16 protein-coding genes are annotated in these 17726 nt (G+C 44.7%); 8 read left to right on the top strand and 8 right to left on the bottom strand.

Annotated features, from left to right (window positions below; genetic code table 11):
- Window positions 1-45 precede the first annotated feature (45 nt).
- The 6 genes from MD536_RS15385 to MD536_RS15360 all read left to right on the top strand — a co-directional run bounded on the left by MD536_RS15385 (window position 46) and on the right by MD536_RS15360 (window position 6770).
- Window positions 46-1071, top strand: a complete 1026-nt coding sequence (locus tag MD536_RS15385; RefSeq protein ID WP_234867301.1) for a rod shape-determining protein — start codon at window positions 46-48, stop codon at window positions 1069-1071.
- Window positions 1072-1076: 5 nt separating this feature from the next.
- Window positions 1077-1931: a rod shape-determining protein MreC gene (gene mreC / locus MD536_RS15380; RefSeq protein ID WP_239601699.1), complete on the top strand. Its 855-nt coding sequence runs from the start codon at window positions 1077-1079 to the stop codon at window positions 1929-1931.
- Window positions 1924-2454, top strand: a complete 531-nt coding sequence (locus MD536_RS15375) for a rod shape-determining protein MreD (protein ID WP_239601697.1) — start codon at window positions 1924-1926, stop codon at window positions 2452-2454. Before mreC ends, MD536_RS15375 begins: the two co-directional genes overlap by 8 nt.
- A gap of 134 nt (window positions 2455-2588) precedes the next feature.
- Window positions 2589-4685, top strand: a complete 2097-nt coding sequence (gene mrdA, locus MD536_RS15370; RefSeq protein ID WP_239601696.1) for a penicillin-binding protein 2 — start codon at window positions 2589-2591, stop codon at window positions 4683-4685.
- A 4-nt stretch (window positions 4686-4689) separates the two neighbouring features.
- The gene (gene rodA / locus MD536_RS15365) at window positions 4690-6021 is read left to right on the top strand and encodes a rod shape-determining protein RodA (RefSeq protein WP_239601695.1); all 1332 of its coding nucleotides are present in this window, start codon (window positions 4690-4692) and stop codon (window positions 6019-6021) included.
- 11 nt (window positions 6022-6032) lie between these two features.
- The gene (locus MD536_RS15360) at window positions 6033-6770 is read left to right on the top strand and encodes an MBL fold metallo-hydrolase (protein WP_239601694.1); all 738 of its coding nucleotides are present in this window, start codon (window positions 6033-6035) and stop codon (window positions 6768-6770) included.
- Between the two features lies 1 nt (window position 6771).
- Here MD536_RS15360 and MD536_RS15355 read toward each other — a convergent pair whose 3' ends face one another.
- The 8 genes from MD536_RS15355 to MD536_RS15320 all read right to left on the bottom strand — a co-directional run bounded on the left by MD536_RS15355 (window position 6772) and on the right by MD536_RS15320 (window position 13412).
- On the bottom strand, window positions 6772-7179 hold the full coding sequence (locus MD536_RS15355; protein WP_239601693.1) for a hypothetical protein: 408 nt from the start codon (window positions 7177-7179) through the stop codon (window positions 6772-6774).
- Between the two features lie 10 nt (window positions 7180-7189).
- Window positions 7190-7957 carry a hypothetical protein gene (locus MD536_RS15350; RefSeq protein WP_239601692.1) on the bottom strand — a complete coding sequence of 256 codons (768 nt, stop codon included), beginning with the start codon at window positions 7955-7957 and terminating at the stop codon, window positions 7190-7192.
- Window positions 7958-7991: 34 nt separating this feature from the next.
- Complete coding sequence (locus MD536_RS15345; protein WP_239601691.1) at window positions 7992-8537, bottom strand: RNA polymerase sigma factor; 546 nt, start codon at window positions 8535-8537, stop codon at window positions 7992-7994.
- 31 nt (window positions 8538-8568) lie between these two features.
- A complete protein-coding gene (locus MD536_RS15340; RefSeq protein ID WP_239601690.1) occupies window positions 8569-9522 on the bottom strand; it encodes a transketolase family protein in 954 nt (317 codons plus the stop codon).
- 27 nt (window positions 9523-9549) lie between these two features.
- Complete coding sequence (gene galE / locus MD536_RS15335; RefSeq protein WP_239601689.1) at window positions 9550-10605, bottom strand: UDP-glucose 4-epimerase GalE; 1056 nt, start codon at window positions 10603-10605, stop codon at window positions 9550-9552.
- Between the two features lie 35 nt (window positions 10606-10640).
- Window positions 10641-11507: a glucose-1-phosphate thymidylyltransferase RfbA gene (gene rfbA, locus MD536_RS15330; RefSeq protein ID WP_239601687.1), complete on the bottom strand. Its 867-nt coding sequence runs from the start codon at window positions 11505-11507 to the stop codon at window positions 10641-10643.
- Between the two features lie 95 nt (window positions 11508-11602).
- Window positions 11603-12664 carry an inorganic phosphate transporter gene (locus MD536_RS15325; RefSeq protein ID WP_239601685.1) on the bottom strand — a complete coding sequence of 354 codons (1062 nt, stop codon included), beginning with the start codon at window positions 12662-12664 and terminating at the stop codon, window positions 11603-11605.
- A 100-nt stretch (window positions 12665-12764) separates the two neighbouring features.
- A complete protein-coding gene (locus tag MD536_RS15320) occupies window positions 12765-13412 on the bottom strand; it encodes a DUF47 domain-containing protein (RefSeq protein ID WP_234867278.1) in 648 nt (215 codons plus the stop codon).
- 164 nt (window positions 13413-13576) lie between these two features.
- Here MD536_RS15320 and MD536_RS15315 point away from each other — a divergent pair, with 164 nt between their 5' ends.
- Window positions 13577-14788: a porin gene (locus tag MD536_RS15315; protein WP_239601683.1), complete on the top strand. Its 1212-nt coding sequence runs from the start codon at window positions 13577-13579 to the stop codon at window positions 14786-14788.
- A gap of 130 nt (window positions 14789-14918) precedes the next feature.
- A complete protein-coding gene (locus MD536_RS15310) occupies window positions 14919-17711 on the top strand; it encodes a TonB-dependent receptor (RefSeq protein WP_239601681.1) in 2793 nt (930 codons plus the stop codon).
- Window positions 17712-17726: the final 15 nt, after the last annotated feature.

The following is a 17726-nucleotide window of genomic DNA, read 5'->3' as shown; positions in this document are numbered from 1 at the left end:
ATTTTGCTGACATTATATCCTGACTAAAATATTGACCTCAACAACATGGGATTATTCAACTTTCTGACCCAGGAAATTGCCATGGATCTGGGTACAGCCAATACCCTAATCATACATAACGATGAAATTGTAGTGAACGAACCTTCGATTGTTGCCCTCGACCGGAACAACCCGAAGAATGTGCTGGCCGTTGGCAAACGTGCATTGATGATGCACGAAAAAACGCATGAAAGCATCCGCACGGTAAGGCCGCTGAAAGACGGAGTAATCGCCGACTTCAACGCCGCCGAGCTTATGATACGGGAAATGATCAAAATGATCTATCCCAAAAAACCACTGTTCCCGCCCAGCTGGCGTATGATGATCTGTATTCCTTCTTCCATCACGGAGGTTGAGAAAAGAGCAGTACGTGACAGTGCGGAACAGGCAGGAGCCAAGGAGGTTTATCTCATTCATGAGCCTATGGCGGCTGCCCTGGGTATCGGTATTGATGTGGAAGAACCCGTTGGTAACATGATCATCGATATAGGTGGTGGTACTACCGGTATTACGGTAATCGCTCTGGCTGGTATCGTGTGCGACCAGAGTATCCGTATCGCTGGGGACGAATTTACCGCTGATATCATGGAAGCGCTGCGTCGTTATCATAGTCTGTTAATCGGCGAGCGTACTGCCGAGCAGATCAAAATCCAGATCGGAGCGGCAATGAAAGACCTTGACAATCCACCTGATGATATCCCGGTAAACGGTCGCGACCTGGTAACCGGTATCCCCAAGCAGATCATGGTGAGCTTCCAGGAAATTGCTGAAGCACTGGATAAGAGCATTTTTAAAATTGAAGAAGCCATCCTGAAAGCATTGGAAACCACACCACCTGAGCTGGCCGCTGATATTTACCGCAGAGGCTTGTATATCACCGGAGGCGGTGCCCTGCTGCGTGGGCTGGATAAGCGACTGAGTCAAAAAATCAAACTGCCTGTTCATGTGGCAGATGATCCGCTGAAGAGTGTGGTTCGTGGTACTGGTATTGCGTTGAAGAATTATGACCGCTATCCCTTCGTGATGCGTTAACAGATATGCGAAATATCTTCCTGTTTATCCGGCGTTACTTTAATTTTTTGTCGTTCCTGGCATTGCAGGCATTGGCACTGTCTTTCCTTTTTCGGTATAATAAATTTCACGAAGCGGCATTTGCAGGCGTTGCCAATGAGATAACCGGCAGGGTAAATGAACAATACAATACCGTAGACTATTACTTCAAGCTGAAAAAAGCGAATGAAAACCTGGTAAAAGAAAATGTAGCACTCAGGGAATTGCTACGATCCAATTACCAGTCGCCCGATACTACGCAAAAACTCATCGTGGATTCCATCCGGGTGGATTCACTGAAGCCCTTTCAGCGCTACGTCTACCGGGAGGCCAAGGTCGTGGGAAGTTTTATTACCACTCAAACCAATTTCATTACGATACATCGGGGTTCCAGCCAGGGTGTTCGGCCAGATATGGCGGTGATTGGTCCCAATGGGGTGGTAGGCCGGGTAGTTAATACCAGTGCGAATTACTCAACAGTAATGACCATGATCAGTCGGCAGTTCAAAGTGGATGGAAAGCTCAAAAATTCAGGTGAACGGGGTTCGATAGGGTGGGACGGGCAGAATCCCCGTATCGTACAGATGCGGAATATTCCGAAAAGTGTGAAGATTCAGAAAGGAGACTCGGTGCTGACCAGCGAACTATCTTCTATTTTCCCGCCCAATATTTTGATTGGAACCGTGGATAGTGTGATGAATGATCCCAGTACCAATTTTTACAACCTGCGGCTTAAAACAGGCACCAATTTTTCAACGGTGCAGTTTGTATACATAGTGCAGAATACACAACTGGAAGAACAACAGAAACTGGAAAACGCAACCCGCAATACGAATGAGTGATTTTGTGAAACATAGTCTGCGAGCAATGCTCTTTCTGCTGGTTCAGGTTTTTATCCTGCACAAGATCCCGCCATTACATCAATTCATTGTTCCATATCTCTACTTTTTATTTATTCTCTGGCTTCCATTTAACATGGGCAGAACCTGGCTGATGGTAGTAGCATTTTTGTATGGCCTGGCACTGGATTACTTCCTGATGTGGCCGGGATTACACACAGCGGCCTGTGTTCTGATTGCTTATCTGCGCCCCTTCCTGGTGAATCTGCTGATCCGGCAGGAAGGAGCAGAACAGAGTTATGGTGCACCTTCCATAAACAGCATGGGCTGGGCACCCTACATGGTACTCGTAGTGGTATTAACACTCGTACACCACAGTTACCTTGTTTTCCTGGAATGGATGAGCTTTGGCAACTTCTGGTATTTCCTTGGCAAAGTAGGCGCATCTACCGGGATCAGTCTCTTGCTTATACTTATAACCGAGATGCTCTTTTACAGGAAGGAGAGATTTCGCACTAATATGTGAGAAGAAGTGAAAGGTGAAAGGAGATACTCTTCTTTCACCTCTCACTTCTCTCGCTTTCACCTTTCACCTTTCACCTTTCACTTTTCACCTTTTCCCTACCTTTGCCCTTATAATTCTCCATCTCCCATTCCCATATGTCTGTGTTTAACCAATCGCGTTCAACTGTTATCCGTCTGATTGTGGCGGGTGTGTTTCTGATCATTGTGGCACAGTTGGTAAACCTGCAATTGTTTTCCAGTAAATACGAGGCCCTGGCCTTTAACAATGCGGTATATCCCAAAGTGCGGTATCCGGATCGTGGTATCATTTACGATCGCAAAGGGAAGGCTATCCTGAACAATACGATTATGTATGACCTGGAAGTGACCCCTTCTCAGATCAAGGGAGTAGATACCAGTTTCCTATGTAAACTGGTGGAAATTGATACGGCAGAATTTAAAAAGAGAATAGTTACCGCCATACTGAAAAACGGTCGCTACCGACCAAGTATATTCGAAGATCTGCTCACCCCGGAAATGCATGCAAGGCTGGAGGAGAATATTTATAAATTCCCGGGCTTTGCACTGGTGGAACGCCCGGTTAGGGTGTATCCATTTAAAGCGGCCGCCCATATTATGGGTTATATCGGCGAGGCTGATTCCGGTAATATCAAACGTTCCAATGGATTTTACCGGTTGGGTGACTATATCGGTAAAACCGGACTGGAAGCCTATTATGAACGCGTGCTTATGGGCAAACGGGGGGTAGAATACCTCATCAAGGATAACAAGAACCGGCTGGTAGGCAAATACGAAAACGGGATTTATGATACTGCAGCCGTTGCAGGAAGAAATCTGCATACATATATAGATATAGAACTTCAACAACTGGCCGAGAAATTAATGCAGGGCAAAGTGGGTGCGGTTGTTGCCATTGAACCAAAAACAGGGGGCATTTTATCTATGGTATCCGGACCAAATTTTGACCCCAACATGTTGACGGGTCCCAATAAACAACAAAACTTCAACAAGCTTTTCCTGGATGTGAGTAGTCCGCTCCTGAACCGCGCCATTAAGGGACAGTACCCTCCCGGTTCTACCTTTAAGCCATTGGGTGCATTGGTAGCATTGGATGAAGGTATTATCACACCCTCCTTTGGAATTGGATGTGGTGGCGCTTATTATGGTTGTTCAAGGCCTGTAAAATGTACGCATAACAATGCCGGACATGCGGCTAACCTTCGCCTGGCGATCGCCAACTCCTGTAACTCCTATTTCACACATATCTACCGGTTATCAGTAGATGCAGCCAAATACAAAGGAGTGAAAAGCGGTTACCAGAAATGGAAGCAGTACATGAATGCATTCGACCTCGGGGTTCGGGTAGGAGTAGATCTTCCAAGTGAAGACCGGGGCAATATTCCAGACAGTTCGGTGTACAACAAAGTGTATCGTAACAGTTGGAACAGTTGTACAAATCTGACCCTGGGTATTGGGCAGGATATGATGCTGGCTACTCCCTTGCAACTGGCCAATTCCATGTGCATCATTGCCAATAAAGGGTATTATTATACCCCTCATTTTGTAAAAAATATTGAAGATGAAACGCCTGCTGATTCCATCATGAATCCCTTCCGGATCAAACATGAACCACTCACAAGTATACCGGATGATGCCTATGAAGCGGTGATTTCCGGAATGCAGGATGTAGTTGAAATTGGAACAGCGCGGGTAGCCAAACTGCCTGATATTAATGTTTGTGCAAAAACCGGAACGGCAGAGAACTATCGGGTAATTGATGGAAAGCGAACCAAACTGAAAGACAACTCTGTATTTGTTTGCTTTGCCCCCAGAGAGAATCCGAAGATAGCGATTGCCGTGATTGTGGAGAATGCGGGATATGGTGGAACCTGGGCAGGACCAATTGCAGCGCTCATGATGGAGAAATTCCTGAATGACACCTTGCGTACAGAGCGATTGAAGGAAGTTGAACGAATTGCAGCTGCCAACCTGATGCCCGGCTGGCTGGTGCGCGAACAGTACAAGGCCGACTCAACGCGAGCCTATAACTGGTTCAAAATGACAAAGGATTCCAGTGCAATCAAGCGTTTTTTAAGAAGGGATTATAAAAAGGACAGCCTTCAGCAAAAAGAAAATTCGCCAACTCCGATTCGGGATATCCGTACAACCTGGCAACGACCGGAAGCCATTCTGCCTGAACAATATTTTATCACCCATCCTGTAACTGCCTGATCGTATGCACGCAAGAAATGCTTCAAAAGGTATTGACTGGGTATTGGTGGGCCTGTATATGATTTTATGTGCTATCGGGGTGATAAGTATATTCGGTGCTACCTACAAGGAGGGAGATCCCATCCTGCAGTCCTTTACCTCTTTTAAAACCGATTACGGTAAGCAATTGATATTCTGGGTGCTGGCCATGATCATTGCGGTCTTTATCATGGTTACAGATTCGAAATTTTTTACCGCAACGGCCAATTTGTGGTATGCATTCGGTATTGTTTTGCTGTTGCTCGTATTTCCCTTCCATACAGAAATCAAGGGTACGAGATCAATCATCCGCTTTGGTAGTTTTCAGTTGCAGCCGGCGGATCTTTGCAAAGTATTTGTGGCGCTGGCACTGGCTAAATATTTAAGTAGGGTTGAAACGGATTTTTCAAAAACAAAATCACAATTAATTGCTACCGCGATAGCACTTACACCTGCCATACTCTCCATCCTGCAGCAGGAAACCGGATTGGCACTGGTTTATTTTTCATTTTTCCTGGTCATGTTTCGGGAAGGATTACCGGCGGGTATTTTGATTATCGGTTTCTCTTTTGCAGTGCTGGTGGTGGCCACTCTTTTAATGGAGCCGAATACGCTGGCGATGATATTAACCGGTATTGCATTGGCAGCGATCTATATTTTACGCAGGCAAATTAAACGTAGAAAGCAACTTCTAATTGCGATTATCGGTATCTGGATGGTATGTGTGGGTGTTCAACGTTTCCTGGTTCCCTATGTATTTGAATCAGTTTTGCAGCCCTACCAGGTTAAACGAATCTACGATACCATTGGTAAGGATTATGTTCCAAGCGGAGGCACAGCTGTACTGGAAGAAGTGCCTGCCAAGAAAAAAGACGATAGTGGCGATTATAACGTAAAACAAAGTAAGATCGCAATTGGTAGTGGAGGGTTTGCCGGAAAAGGGTTGCTAAAAGGGACACAAACCCGTTATGATTTTGTACCCGAGCAAAGAACCGATTTCATATTTTGTACAATTGGGGAAGGTTTCGGATTTGTAGGAAGTTTTATACTGATGGCTGTTTATTTTTTACTACTAATGCGGATCATTACAGTGGCAGAACGACAACGAAGTGTTTTCAGCAGGGCCTATGCTTATGGAGTAGCATCCATCCTGTTCTTTCATATTGCGATTAATATCTGCATGACCATTGGGCTTGCTCCGGTGATCGGAATTCCTTTACCTTTTATCAGTTACGGCGGAACCTCATTAATCACGTTTACTGCTGCACTGTTTATATTAATCCGATTGGATGCAGACCGGCAGATGGTACTGCGTTAAATTCAAAAAATATGCGCGTAATCCCTCTTTCAGAAGGAAGTTTCACGATTGATGGTACCAAACAATTTGTGCCTTTTAATCACCAGGAAGATGAATTGAATAATCGTCCGACAGGTAGTTTGTTGGTAGAAGTTCAACCCTTTGTAGTAATAACCAGCGAAGATGTTTTATTGCTGGATACCGGGCTTGGATTCGAAGTAGATGGACATCCACAGTTGTTCAAAAACCTGATGGATGCAGGGATTAATCCAGGTGAAGTCACGAAGGTCTTGATGACGCATTTACATAAAGATCATGCAGGAGGAGTAAGCCACCGAGATCCTGAAACAGGAAAGATGGAGTTGTCCTTCCCACAGGCAACCTATTATATTCAACGCAAAGAACTGGACTTCGCTTTTGAAAAGGGATTTCCCTCTTATATACCGGAAGAGCTGGACTGTTTAAGATCAGCGCCACAGGTAGTACTGCTGGATGGAGATGGAGTGATCGACAGTTATATTCAATATCAATTGGTAGGCGGGCATTGCCCTTACCACCAGGTATTTCGGATTGTAGACGGTGGAAGTACTGTGTTTTTTGGAGGTGATAATGCGCCACAACTGCAGCAGATGAAAAGCAAGTTTGTGGCGAAATATGATTATGATGGAAAACGTGCGATGGAACTTCGGCAGGAATGGTGGAAAACCGGCCAGGAAAACAGCTGGAAATTCCTGTTTTACCATGATGTCAAAATACCAAGTTTCGGTTAAGTTAATTGTCGCGGAAGCGCGCCCGGTTATCCTGTCGTTGCTGGCGGCGCTCCTGTAGTTCTTTTTGAACGTATCCGTAGAATTCTTTTTCTGCCTTAAAGAATTGATTCGCCCGGTCAGGGGATAAGGCCTTGCTAAAAGATGCCTGGTACTTCTTTCTTACTTCCAAAAGCTTCTCTTCGCGTTTAAGTTCATCGCCCCCACGGTTCTCCTGCCGAACTTTTTTCAGATCGGCCATATAATCATTGTATACAGGCCAGAATTTTTGCGCTTCTTCCGTATTCAGGTTAAGCTTCTTGGTCAGGTAGGCTACTTTCAGCGCTTCCAATCGTTCCCCGTCGCGCTGTTGCGCCTGGGTTATCAACTGAAATGAGCCTATAAAAAAAAGAAGAGTAAAAATATATTTCATGCCTTTCCCTTTAGTTCATTGAATTTGCGTTTTTCCCATTGAATTCCTGCAGGTATTGTTGCAGTGCTTCGTCACTAACATCTCCAAGGAGGTCATGTACTTCAGAACCGGATAATTCTCCCGGAGCAAGCACGGCCGTTCCATAATAGATCGTGCTGGTTGGATTGGTGAATTCCAATATTTCCTCATCACTGATCTCCTTTATTTCCTCATCCAATTGCTTTACAAAAGCCGGATTAACCCCCAACTTATCGGATGCCGGGCGGAAATACAACCATCCAGCCAGGGCAAGTACTGCAGTAACCACTGCTGCAGCAGCATATCGTATCCAGGATCTTCCCAGTGAAATTACCTTGGCACCGGAACCTGAAGCAGTTGAAGGGATATCATTTACTAGGTTGTTGGCCGACTGAACCTTACTCAATAGTTGCTGAGGCAGCTCCTCAAAGTACCCGGTTGGTACTGTATATGGGCCTGTCCTTCCAATTCTGTGCAAGGGTGAAGCAGGGGAAAGATCGGAGATACTCTCGAACGCCTGCTCTGTTTGCTCGAAATACCCCTCCGGTACCGTAAACGGCATTTTTTTAGATAAACCGGCAAGCAGGGGAGAAATAACTGCAATTTCCTCTTTTGCTTCAGCCTGTTTTACCAGTTGAAGCATTCGTTGAGGGAATTGTTCAAAATACCCGACCGGTATCTCGTATGGAAGCGGAGATTGCTTTCCTACAAGTGCCGGAGCTAACTCCCTTAATTCATTTTCTATGTTCAGATCGGGCATCATCATTTGTTAGACCCTGCCAGCTGGCCCAGGTTTAATGATTTAGTAAATAGTCTTCAATTTTTTTTACTGCATGGTGATAGGATGCTTTCAACGCTCCTTCGGAGGTGTCCAGCACCCGGCTCATCTCTTCATATGGCATTTCGTCATAATATCTAAGGCTGAATACAATCCGCTGTTTTTCAGGTAGCTTTTGAATGGCAAGCTGCAATTTCCATTCAATTTTTTGTGCATCAAAGTCTTTTTCAGCCCGAACCTGGTTGATTAATCCCTCATCTACATCAGAAAGTGATACCGATGTTTTTTTCTTCTGTTGTTCCAGAAAGCTCAGGCATTCATTGGTTGCCACCCGGTACAGCCAGGTATAGAGTTTGGAGTCTTCCCGGAAGTTTTCGAGGCCGTTCCATACACGGATAAATACATTCTGCAGTACATCGTTCGCATCTTCATGGTTCACGACCATCCGTCGGATATGCCAGTAGAGCCGTTCCTGGTATTTTCTGACAATAGACGTGTAGGCACGCTCCTTTGTTTCGGGTTGCCTGAACTGGGCCAGTAATTCTAGATCGTCTGTAGCCATAGTTAAATCCGGTCGGGTTGCACCGTTCCGTTTATTTTCGGGTAATTACTTTTTTGGCGGCTGCCACGATATGATCGGGACTGAGTCCGTATTTTTCAAGTAGTTGGGCAGGTGTACCACTTTCACCGAAGGTATCCTGGGTGCCCACCATTTCAATGGGAACAGGATGGTATTGTCCGGCAACCCTGGCAATACTTTCACCTAATCCTCCTAATACATTGTGTTCTTCTGCGGTAACGGCACAACCCGTTTTCCGGATAGAGGTCAATACGGCTTCTTCATCTAGTGGTTTGATCGTATGAATGTTTACGATCTCCACGCTTAGGCCTTCTGCCTCGAGCTTTTTACCTGCTTCAATAGCATTCCAGACCATATGTCCGCATGCGAATATGCTTACATCCGTTCCCTTGCTGAAAAATTGAGCTTTTCCGATCTCAAAAGGCAGCCCTTCAGTAAAAATGGGCCAAACCGGGCGACCAAACCGCAGGTATACAGGACCTTCATATGCCGCAATAGCCAGGGTGGCCTGCCGTGTTTGCTCATAATCGCAGGGAACGATGACCGTCATACCCGGAAGCATTTTCATCATGCCGATATCTTCCAGTATCTGGTGGGTAGCACCATCTTCACCTAGGGTAAGGCCGGCATGGGAGGCGCAGATCTTTACATTTTTGCCGGAATAGGCCACGGATTGCCTGATTTGGTCGTATACCCGACCGGTCGAAAAGTTGGCGAAGGTGGTGGTAAAAGGAATCTTGCCGCCGATTGTTAAGCCAGCTGCTATTCCAATCATATTGGCTTCCGCAATCCCACATTGGATAAATCTGTCGGGATTTTCTTTGATAAAAATTCCCAGTTTCAGCGAGCCGGCCAGATCGGCGGTAAGGGCAACCACATTTGGGTTGGTTCTCCCGAGTTCAGTAATGCCATCGCCAAAGCCGCTACGGGTATCTTTTTTCCCGGTTACCTGGATTTCCTTCAACATACGCTAACTGTTATTCAGCTAAGATACTTAATTCAAATTGGCCTGTTGTACCTGGAAAAGGTTCTCGTCTTCCTTCAATTTTTTCTCCCATCTCCAGGCTGTAGCCATCATGTCTTCCAGGTTGTACTTCAGTTCCCATTCCAGTTCATTTACAGCATGTTCATTGTTGGCATAAATCGCAATGACATCACCCGGACGGCGGGGTCCGATTGAATAATTAAGAGCCTGTCCGCTTACTTTCTCAAAAGCACGGATGGCCTCCAGTACGGTAACCCCATTTCCTGTACCGAGGTTAAACACTTCACAGGATTTTTTTCCTTTTCCTTTTATCAGGTATTGAAGAGATAGCGTATGTGCATGGGCGATATCCGAAACATGGATGAAATCACGAAGGCAGGATCCATCTCTTGTATCGTAATCGTTTCCAAAAACAGTCAGTTGCGGTATTTTACCGATAGCTGTCTGGGTGATGGCAGGCACCAGGTTGGCTGGCCGGCCAATTGGCAATTCTCCGATCTGAATACTGGGATGCGCACCTACCGGATTAAAATAACGAAGCAGAATACACTGGGTCTGGTTCACTTTCGCAAATTCACTGATGATTTGTTCTCCCATTTGTTTGGTATAACCATAGGGCGATTCGGCCGGTTTAGGTGGTGTGCTCTCTGTAACGGGAATTTCATCAGGGTTGCCATAAACTGTGCAGGAAGATGAAAATACGAAATAAGGAACTTTAAATTCCTGCACACATTTCAGCAGGTTCAGGAGGCTAACCAGGTTATTCTCGAAATAGAGGAGGGGCTGCTCTACGGATTCGCCAACCGCTTTGTAAGCCGCAAAATGGATGATGCCGGTGATATCACTGTTCTCTGCGAAGATTGCATACGTATCATCGAAATTGCAAAGGTCTACTTTGTAATTTTTGATTTTTTTACCGGTTATTTTTTCTACACCCTCAAGAATACGAGGCGTTGAACGGGAGTTGTTATCGACAGAAATAACTTCAAATCCGTTTTCAACCAAATCAACCACGGTATGTGAACCGATATAACCACATCCACCGGTAACCAGAATCTTGCTCATGGGATTGTTTTAGGTTAATGATATATGTTATAGTGTCAGCCTTCTTTAAGAACGGCCATGAGGTATTGTCCATATCCACTCTTCAATAAAGGTTGCGCAATTTTTTCAAGTTGTTCGTTATTAATAAATCCTTTTCTCCAGGCTATCTCTTCAATACAGGCTACTTTAATGCCCTGTCTTTGTTCAATCACCTGCACAAATTGTGCAGCCTGCATAAGCGAATCAAAAGTTCCGGTATCCAGCCATGCGGTGCCGCGATCCATGATGGAAACTTTGAGCTTGCCTCTTTTCAGGTATTCTTTGTTTACATCCGTTATTTCGTATTCACCCCTCGGACTTGGTTGAAGGTTGGCGGCAATTTCAATCACGGCATTATCATAAAAATACAATCCAGGTACGGCGTAATTACTTTTTGGCCGGGCAGGTTTTTCTTCAATGGAAATCACCTGGTTGTTTTTATCAAATTCTACTACACCATAGCGTTCAGGGTCGCTTACACGATAAGCATAAACTATTCCGCCATCAGGGTTGGTATTATGTGCCAGTTGTGTTCCAAGTCCTGCACCATAAAAAATATTATCACCGAGTACAAGTGCAACTTTATCTTTTCCAATAAAAGGCGCCCCTATTACAAAAGCCTGTGCCAGTCCGTTAGGAATAGGTTGTTCAGCATAGCTGATGTCAAGTCCGAGTTCATTTCCAGTACCCAATAGTTTTTTGAAAAGTGGTAAATCGTGCGGTGTTGAAATAATCAATATTTCCCTGATTCCGGCCAGCATCAGCATGGAAAGCGGATAATATATCATTGGTTTATCATAAACCGGCATAATTTGTTTGCTGATGGCATAGGTAATTGGATGCAGCCTGGTGCCTGAACCACCGGCAAGAATAATTCCTTTCATAGTAGCTTAAAATAGTCGGCAATATAAGCCAAATTCTCTATGTGTGCATGAAAAAGGGGTGCCTATTGACACCCCTTTTACTGACTAAGAAATACTTAGAATATTGCCTTTATAATAAAATATACAATGGCTGCAATGATGGCCGACACCGGAATAGTGAGGATCCATGCCCAAAGCAGGTTAATGGTAACGCCCCAGCGAACGGCCGACAAACGTTTGGTGGCACCTACGCCGATGATAGCACCCGTTATGGTATGAGTGGTACTCACCGGAATCCCCAATGCTTCGGTGAGATAGAGTGTTGCGGCACCAGCGGTTTCTGCACTAACTCCTTCCAGTGGAGTTACTTTTGTTATTCGGGTTCCCATCGTTTTAACAATCTTCCACCCTCCACTCAGCGTTCCCAATGCGATGGCTGTAAAACTCGCAACGGGTACCCACCAGTAGTCTTCCACGAAATGTGAAAAACGGTGTGCGGAATCCAAGGTGGTGTAGGCAGAATTTCCGTTTTGAACTTCAAAGAAGATTACCGCTGCTCCAATAATACCCATTACTTTTTGGGCATCGTTTCCACCATGTCCCAGGCTGAATAGAGCAGACGATACGAGTTGCAATCGACGGAACCATTTTTCAGCTTTGTATGGCACTGCTTTCCGACAAATATTCAATATGATTACAGTTATAATGTAGGCTATAATCATTCCAATTACAGGAGCAAGAAAGATAAATAGAAAAGTTGGGAGCACTTTTGCATAGTTGATAACATCTTCCCCATTTTTAACCATTCCGCCAGCATGTGCTACTGCTGCACCCATGAATCCACCCAGTAATGTGTGAGAAGAACTTGATGGAATTCCAAACCACCAGGTTAACAAGTTCCAGGTAATGGCTGCAATCAGTCCGGCAAAGATCACTTCCAGCGTGATGAAGTTCTCATGCACAGATTTCGCGATGGTATTGCCTATTTTGAATTCTCCAATCAGGTATTTGGAAATGAAAAATGCGGCAAAGTTGAACACAGCTGCCCATAAAACTGCCTGGAAAGGTGTCAGTACTTTTGTTGATACGATGGTCGCTATTGAATTCGCAGCATCATGGAAGCCATTGATATAATCAAATATCAGGGCTAACACAATGATGATTACCAGGAAAGTCATGGGGAAAGTATGAAGTATGAATTAGGAAGTATGAATTAGGAAGTAAGAAGTGGGAAGTCTCACATCTCACGTCTCACGTCTCACATCTCACTTAATTGTTTTATGCATATTTAATGATGATGCTTTCAATTACATTGGCGGCATCTTCACATTTGTCAGTAACGATTTCCATAACCTGATAGATCTCTCTTTTCTTAATTACTTCCTTCGCGTCAGGTTCGGTTTCAAAGAGTCGATCAATGCTCAGATCAAAAATATCATCAGCCTGGTTTTCAATGCTGTTCACTTTTACCAGCGCATCGGTGATCTGGCGCATGTTTTTCATGTTCCGCAGTTCGATTACCGCGTTTTTGATATGCTCTGCTCCCTGCTCAATCAGATCCGCCATTTTCTGGATGCCAGGATCATTCGGGTTCACCTTGTAAAAATTGATCTTTTTGGCGGACGCGAATATATAGTCACAAATATCGTCCAAGGCAGTTGCCAGGTAGTGTATGTCCTCGCGATCGAATGGGGTTATGAAATTTCTTCCGAGTTCAGTGAAGATTTTATGAGTCAGGTCATCGTTAACATGCTCGAGGTCCTCCATTTTTGAAATCAGTCCCGCTCTCTTGTCGAAGTCCGATTCACTTACCACATCTTTCATCAGGGCCCCCATTTTGGCTACAGTATTTGCTACTTCTTCGAAAAGCGAATAAAAGACTTTATCCTTGGGAGTGAACAGTTTTAGGATCGAGGACAGTGCCATAACTAAATTTTGCGCAAAAATAGACCCCTTTACCCTGTTGAGGGATGCCGGGGGCTTTGGTAATAATTTCTTAACATTAACGATTGTTGAGTTTCCCCCTCTATTCTAAAGACATTACCTTTGCCGCCGTTAATAATTTGGTAACACTAAATTAATTCCAGTAAATGGCTTCATTTCACCGGCTAATTGGCTTGATTCTTATTGGGTTGACTGTTTTTTCTAATGTGTCGGGCCAGGATTCGGTGACTACAGTAGCCGTTACCAAAAAGAAGTGGTTTGAAACCTTCACAATCCGTGGATATGTACAAACCCGGTACAATCGCCTGCTGGAAACCAATCCCAATCTCCAATGTGAGCAATGTGACCGTAGCTGGGGAGGAAATGGCGGATTTTTTCTGCGCCGGGTCCGCGTCATTATCCAGGGTAATATTTCTGATCGGGTATCTATTTATATACAACCGGATTTCGCCTCCTCAGCCGGTGGAGGGCTTAATTATGGTCAGGTGCGCGATGCCTACTTTGATCTTGCTTTTGATGCAAAAAAGACCTGGCGGATTCGGGTTGGACAAAGTAAAATCCCTTATGGATTCGAAGGTATGCAGAGCAGCTCCAACCGGTTACCCCTGGATCGTAGCGATGGTATCAACTCCTCCTTTGTTAACGAACGGGATCTGGGGGCTTTTTTATATTGGGCGCCTGCAGAAAAACGTGAGTTACTGAACCGCCTTACAGAAGATGGCCTCAAAGGCTCAGGTGATTATGGCGTTGCAGGTTTTGGGGTATTTAATGGCCAATCGGCCAATCGGCCAGATCAGAATCGCCAGGTGCATGTGGTTGGTCGGTTTTCATGGCCTACCCAATTGTCTAACGGACAAATCATTGAAGCAGGTATTCAGGCTTACACCGGCAAATACACGGTTGCCGATACCACTCGCGGCGTAAAGCTGATCAACCCCGAAGCAAGTTATAAAGATGAAAGAGTAGCTGCTTCCTTTACCTTATATCCACAACCGTTCGGCATCCAGGCAGAATATAATGTAGGAACCGGTCCTGAATACGACCCTTCTACCAACACGATCCAGCAAAAAAGATTACAGGGTGGTTATTTTATCGCCAATTACATGATGAAGCCGGGTAAGATGGTATTGATTCCATTTGCCCGCTACCATTATTATCAGGGAGGTAAAAAGTTTGAACTCGATGCCCGCAGTTACCAGGTAAATGAACTGGAACTTGGGGCCGAATGGCAGATCAACCGTAATGTTGAGCTGGTAGCTATGTATGTTTTTTCCAGCCGGAGGTATGAAGATGCGGCTAATCCTGATAACAAACAAAGTGGCCGTTTACTGAGACTGCAGGCGCAGCTGAATTTCTAAATCCTTGCTGGATAAGGCCTTCAGGACCTCTTAATATTCCGGTAACATTGGAGTTACAATTCGTTAACGCTCCAATAACAAGGCGATAATATTGCCCTTCTACTTTTGCCCGCAAATAAACCTCTTAGTTGTGAGCAAAAAGTTTACCTACCTGTTGTTGTTGGTGTTGATGACCGGACTGCAAGCCGCAGCGCAAACAACAATTAAACTTAGTGGTAAAGTAATCAATACCCAAAATGAACCCGTACCTGGTGCTACTATCGCTGTTGAAGGTGCACAGCAGCGTGTAGCTGCGGATGTGGAAGGTCGTTTCAGCCTGACCCTGGCAGCAGGAAAAAAATATGTATTAAGAGTATCCAGTGCAGGGTACAATACAAAACTGGTAGAAGAAGTTGAACTGAAAGAAGGTGTAGAGAATAATGTTACGATTGTACTTGAAACCAAATCTGAGTTAGGAGAAGTAGTTGTAAGAACTTCTGTTCGTCGCGAAACTACTTCTGCACTGATTAACCTGCAACGTAATAATACAGCTGTATCCAGTGGTATTGCCGCTGATCTGATTAAAAGGACGCCTGACCGTACCACCGGTGAAGTATTGAAGCGGGTGAGTGGTGCTTCCATCCAGGACAATAAGTTCGTAATTGTTCGTGGTTTGAGTGATCGTTACAACGCGGCCTTTATCAACAATGCGCAACTTCCTTCGTCTGAGCCAGACCGTAAAGCTTTCTCTTTCGATGTGATCCCGGCCAACATGATTGATAATATTATTATCAATAAAACGGCTACACCTGAGCTGACCGGTGAATTTGCCGGTGGATTGATCCAGGTACAAACAAAAGATATTCCTACCAAAGATTTCCTTTCTGTTGGTGTTCAGTTCGGTTTCAATACCAACTCTACTTTCAAAGATTTTATCAGTAACCCCAGAACATCCACTGACTGGCTGGGTTTTGATGACGGTACCCGTAAATTTCCTGCAGGTTTCCCGGGCTCTCCCCAGGAATACCGCGGACAGAATGTGAATGATCAGATTGCCGATTCGAAGTTGTTCCGGGATGATGTGTATGCGCAGCGCACTACCACGGCTCTTCCCATCATGACATATAATATTGCCTACGGTAGTTCCAGAGTCTTGAAAAATGATGCCAAATTGGGTTTGATTGCCTCTGTAGTGTATCGTAACTCAATGATCCGTTATAATGTAGATCGCCAGTTTACGCAAAATGATGGCACCCCGATTTTCCAGTTTGAAGACAAGCAAAACCGGTATCAGACAAACCTGGGTGCGTTGATTAACCTTACCTATTCTCAAAAGAAAAATAAGATCTCTTTCAAGAATATTTACAATCGTTTCTACGACGATAATTACTTCGTACGCGGCGGTGTGAATAATAACCGTAACCAGAACGTTGATTTTTATTCCTCTTTCCTGAATCAACGGAACTTTTTCAGCAGCCAGTTGGAAGGTGATCATCAACTTTCGATTGCTAAAGCAAAATTCCGCTGGAATGCCGGTTATTCTTTAGTTACCCGTGATCAGCCTGATCTTAGAACTCAACAGTACACCCAGGCTTTTGGAAGTAATATCAAACAAATTGATCCGGATGACTCCCGTCGTTTCTGGTCAGACCTGCAGGATCATACGATAACCGCTTCAGGTGCATTTACCATTCCCTTCGAACTTTTTGGTGAGAAGCAGAATTTCAAATTCGGTGGTTCTACAATTGTACGTTTCCGTGATTTCCAGTCGAGAATCTTCCGGTACCGCGAAGCAAGTCTGCCGAATTTCAATGATGATCTCGTGAGTTTACCTTACGACCAGATTTTCAACCGTAACAACTTTGGCATCAATGGTTATGTGATGGATGATTTTACCGGGAACTCTGACAAGTATTTTGGTATATCCGCCATCAATGCTGGATTCCTGATGTTTGACAATAAATTGAGTGATAAGGTTCGATTGGTTTGGGGTGGTCGATTGGAGTTTTTTGAGCAGTATCTGACATCCAAAGATGTTACTGCCAAGCGTATTAATGTGAATACAGAAACCTACGATTTCTTACCTTCTGTAAACCTGACCTATTCAATCAATACCACGCAGAACATTCGTTTTGCGGCCTTCCAGACCGTTGCTCGTCCGGAGTTTCGGGAAATTGCACCCTTCCAGTTTTTCGACTATGAATCCAATTATGGAGTATCTGGTAATCCTGATCTGAAGCGGACAAAAATTTTGAACCTGGACTTGCGTTACGAGATCTACCCAAGAGCAGGAGAGGCTTTCACCATTGGCGCCTTCTACAAACGGTTTACGGATCCGATCGAATTCCGCCTGGACCCGGGTTCCAATGCCGACCGCCGCTTGTACTTCTACCAGAATGCATCGGAAGCCAATACCTATGGTGCGGAATTGGAGATTCGCAAAAACATGGACTTTTTGGGTGATAGTAAATTCTTTGATAATATGACTGCTTTCGGAAACTTTACCTACCTGTTTTCAGATGTGAGCTTCCCGGATGCAACATCAGCCGGACAGTCGATCAACTCCAACCGTCCGATTCAGGGACAATCGCCTTACCTTATCAATGGTGGATTGCAGTATTCAACTGACAATGGATTAAATGCAACGGTTTTATATAACCGAATCGGTCCCCGCCTGGCACTGGTAGGTAATGGAGAGTTTCCTGATATCTATGAACGCCCCCGTCACCTGCTGGATTTCCAGTTATCTAAGCGGATTCTGAATAAAAAGGGAGAATTGAAACTGACTTTCTCCGACATTCTGAACAATGAGATTTATCTCTATGAGAACGTGGGTGGCAGTAAGGAATTCAATAAAGGGAACGGAGACCGGCTCTTCAGTTCCTATCGCCCTGGTACCAATATTTCCATTGGATTCACCTATGATTTCGATTTAAGAAAATAAACAACTATAAACTCT

Origin of the sequence: Flavihumibacter cheonanensis (assembly GCF_022352215.1) — a bacterium.
GTDB lineage: Bacteria > Bacteroidota > Bacteroidia > Chitinophagales > Chitinophagaceae > Flavihumibacter > Flavihumibacter cheonanensis.
Note: the sequence above shows the minus strand (reverse complement) of the source record. Positions and strands in the feature narration are given on the sequence as shown.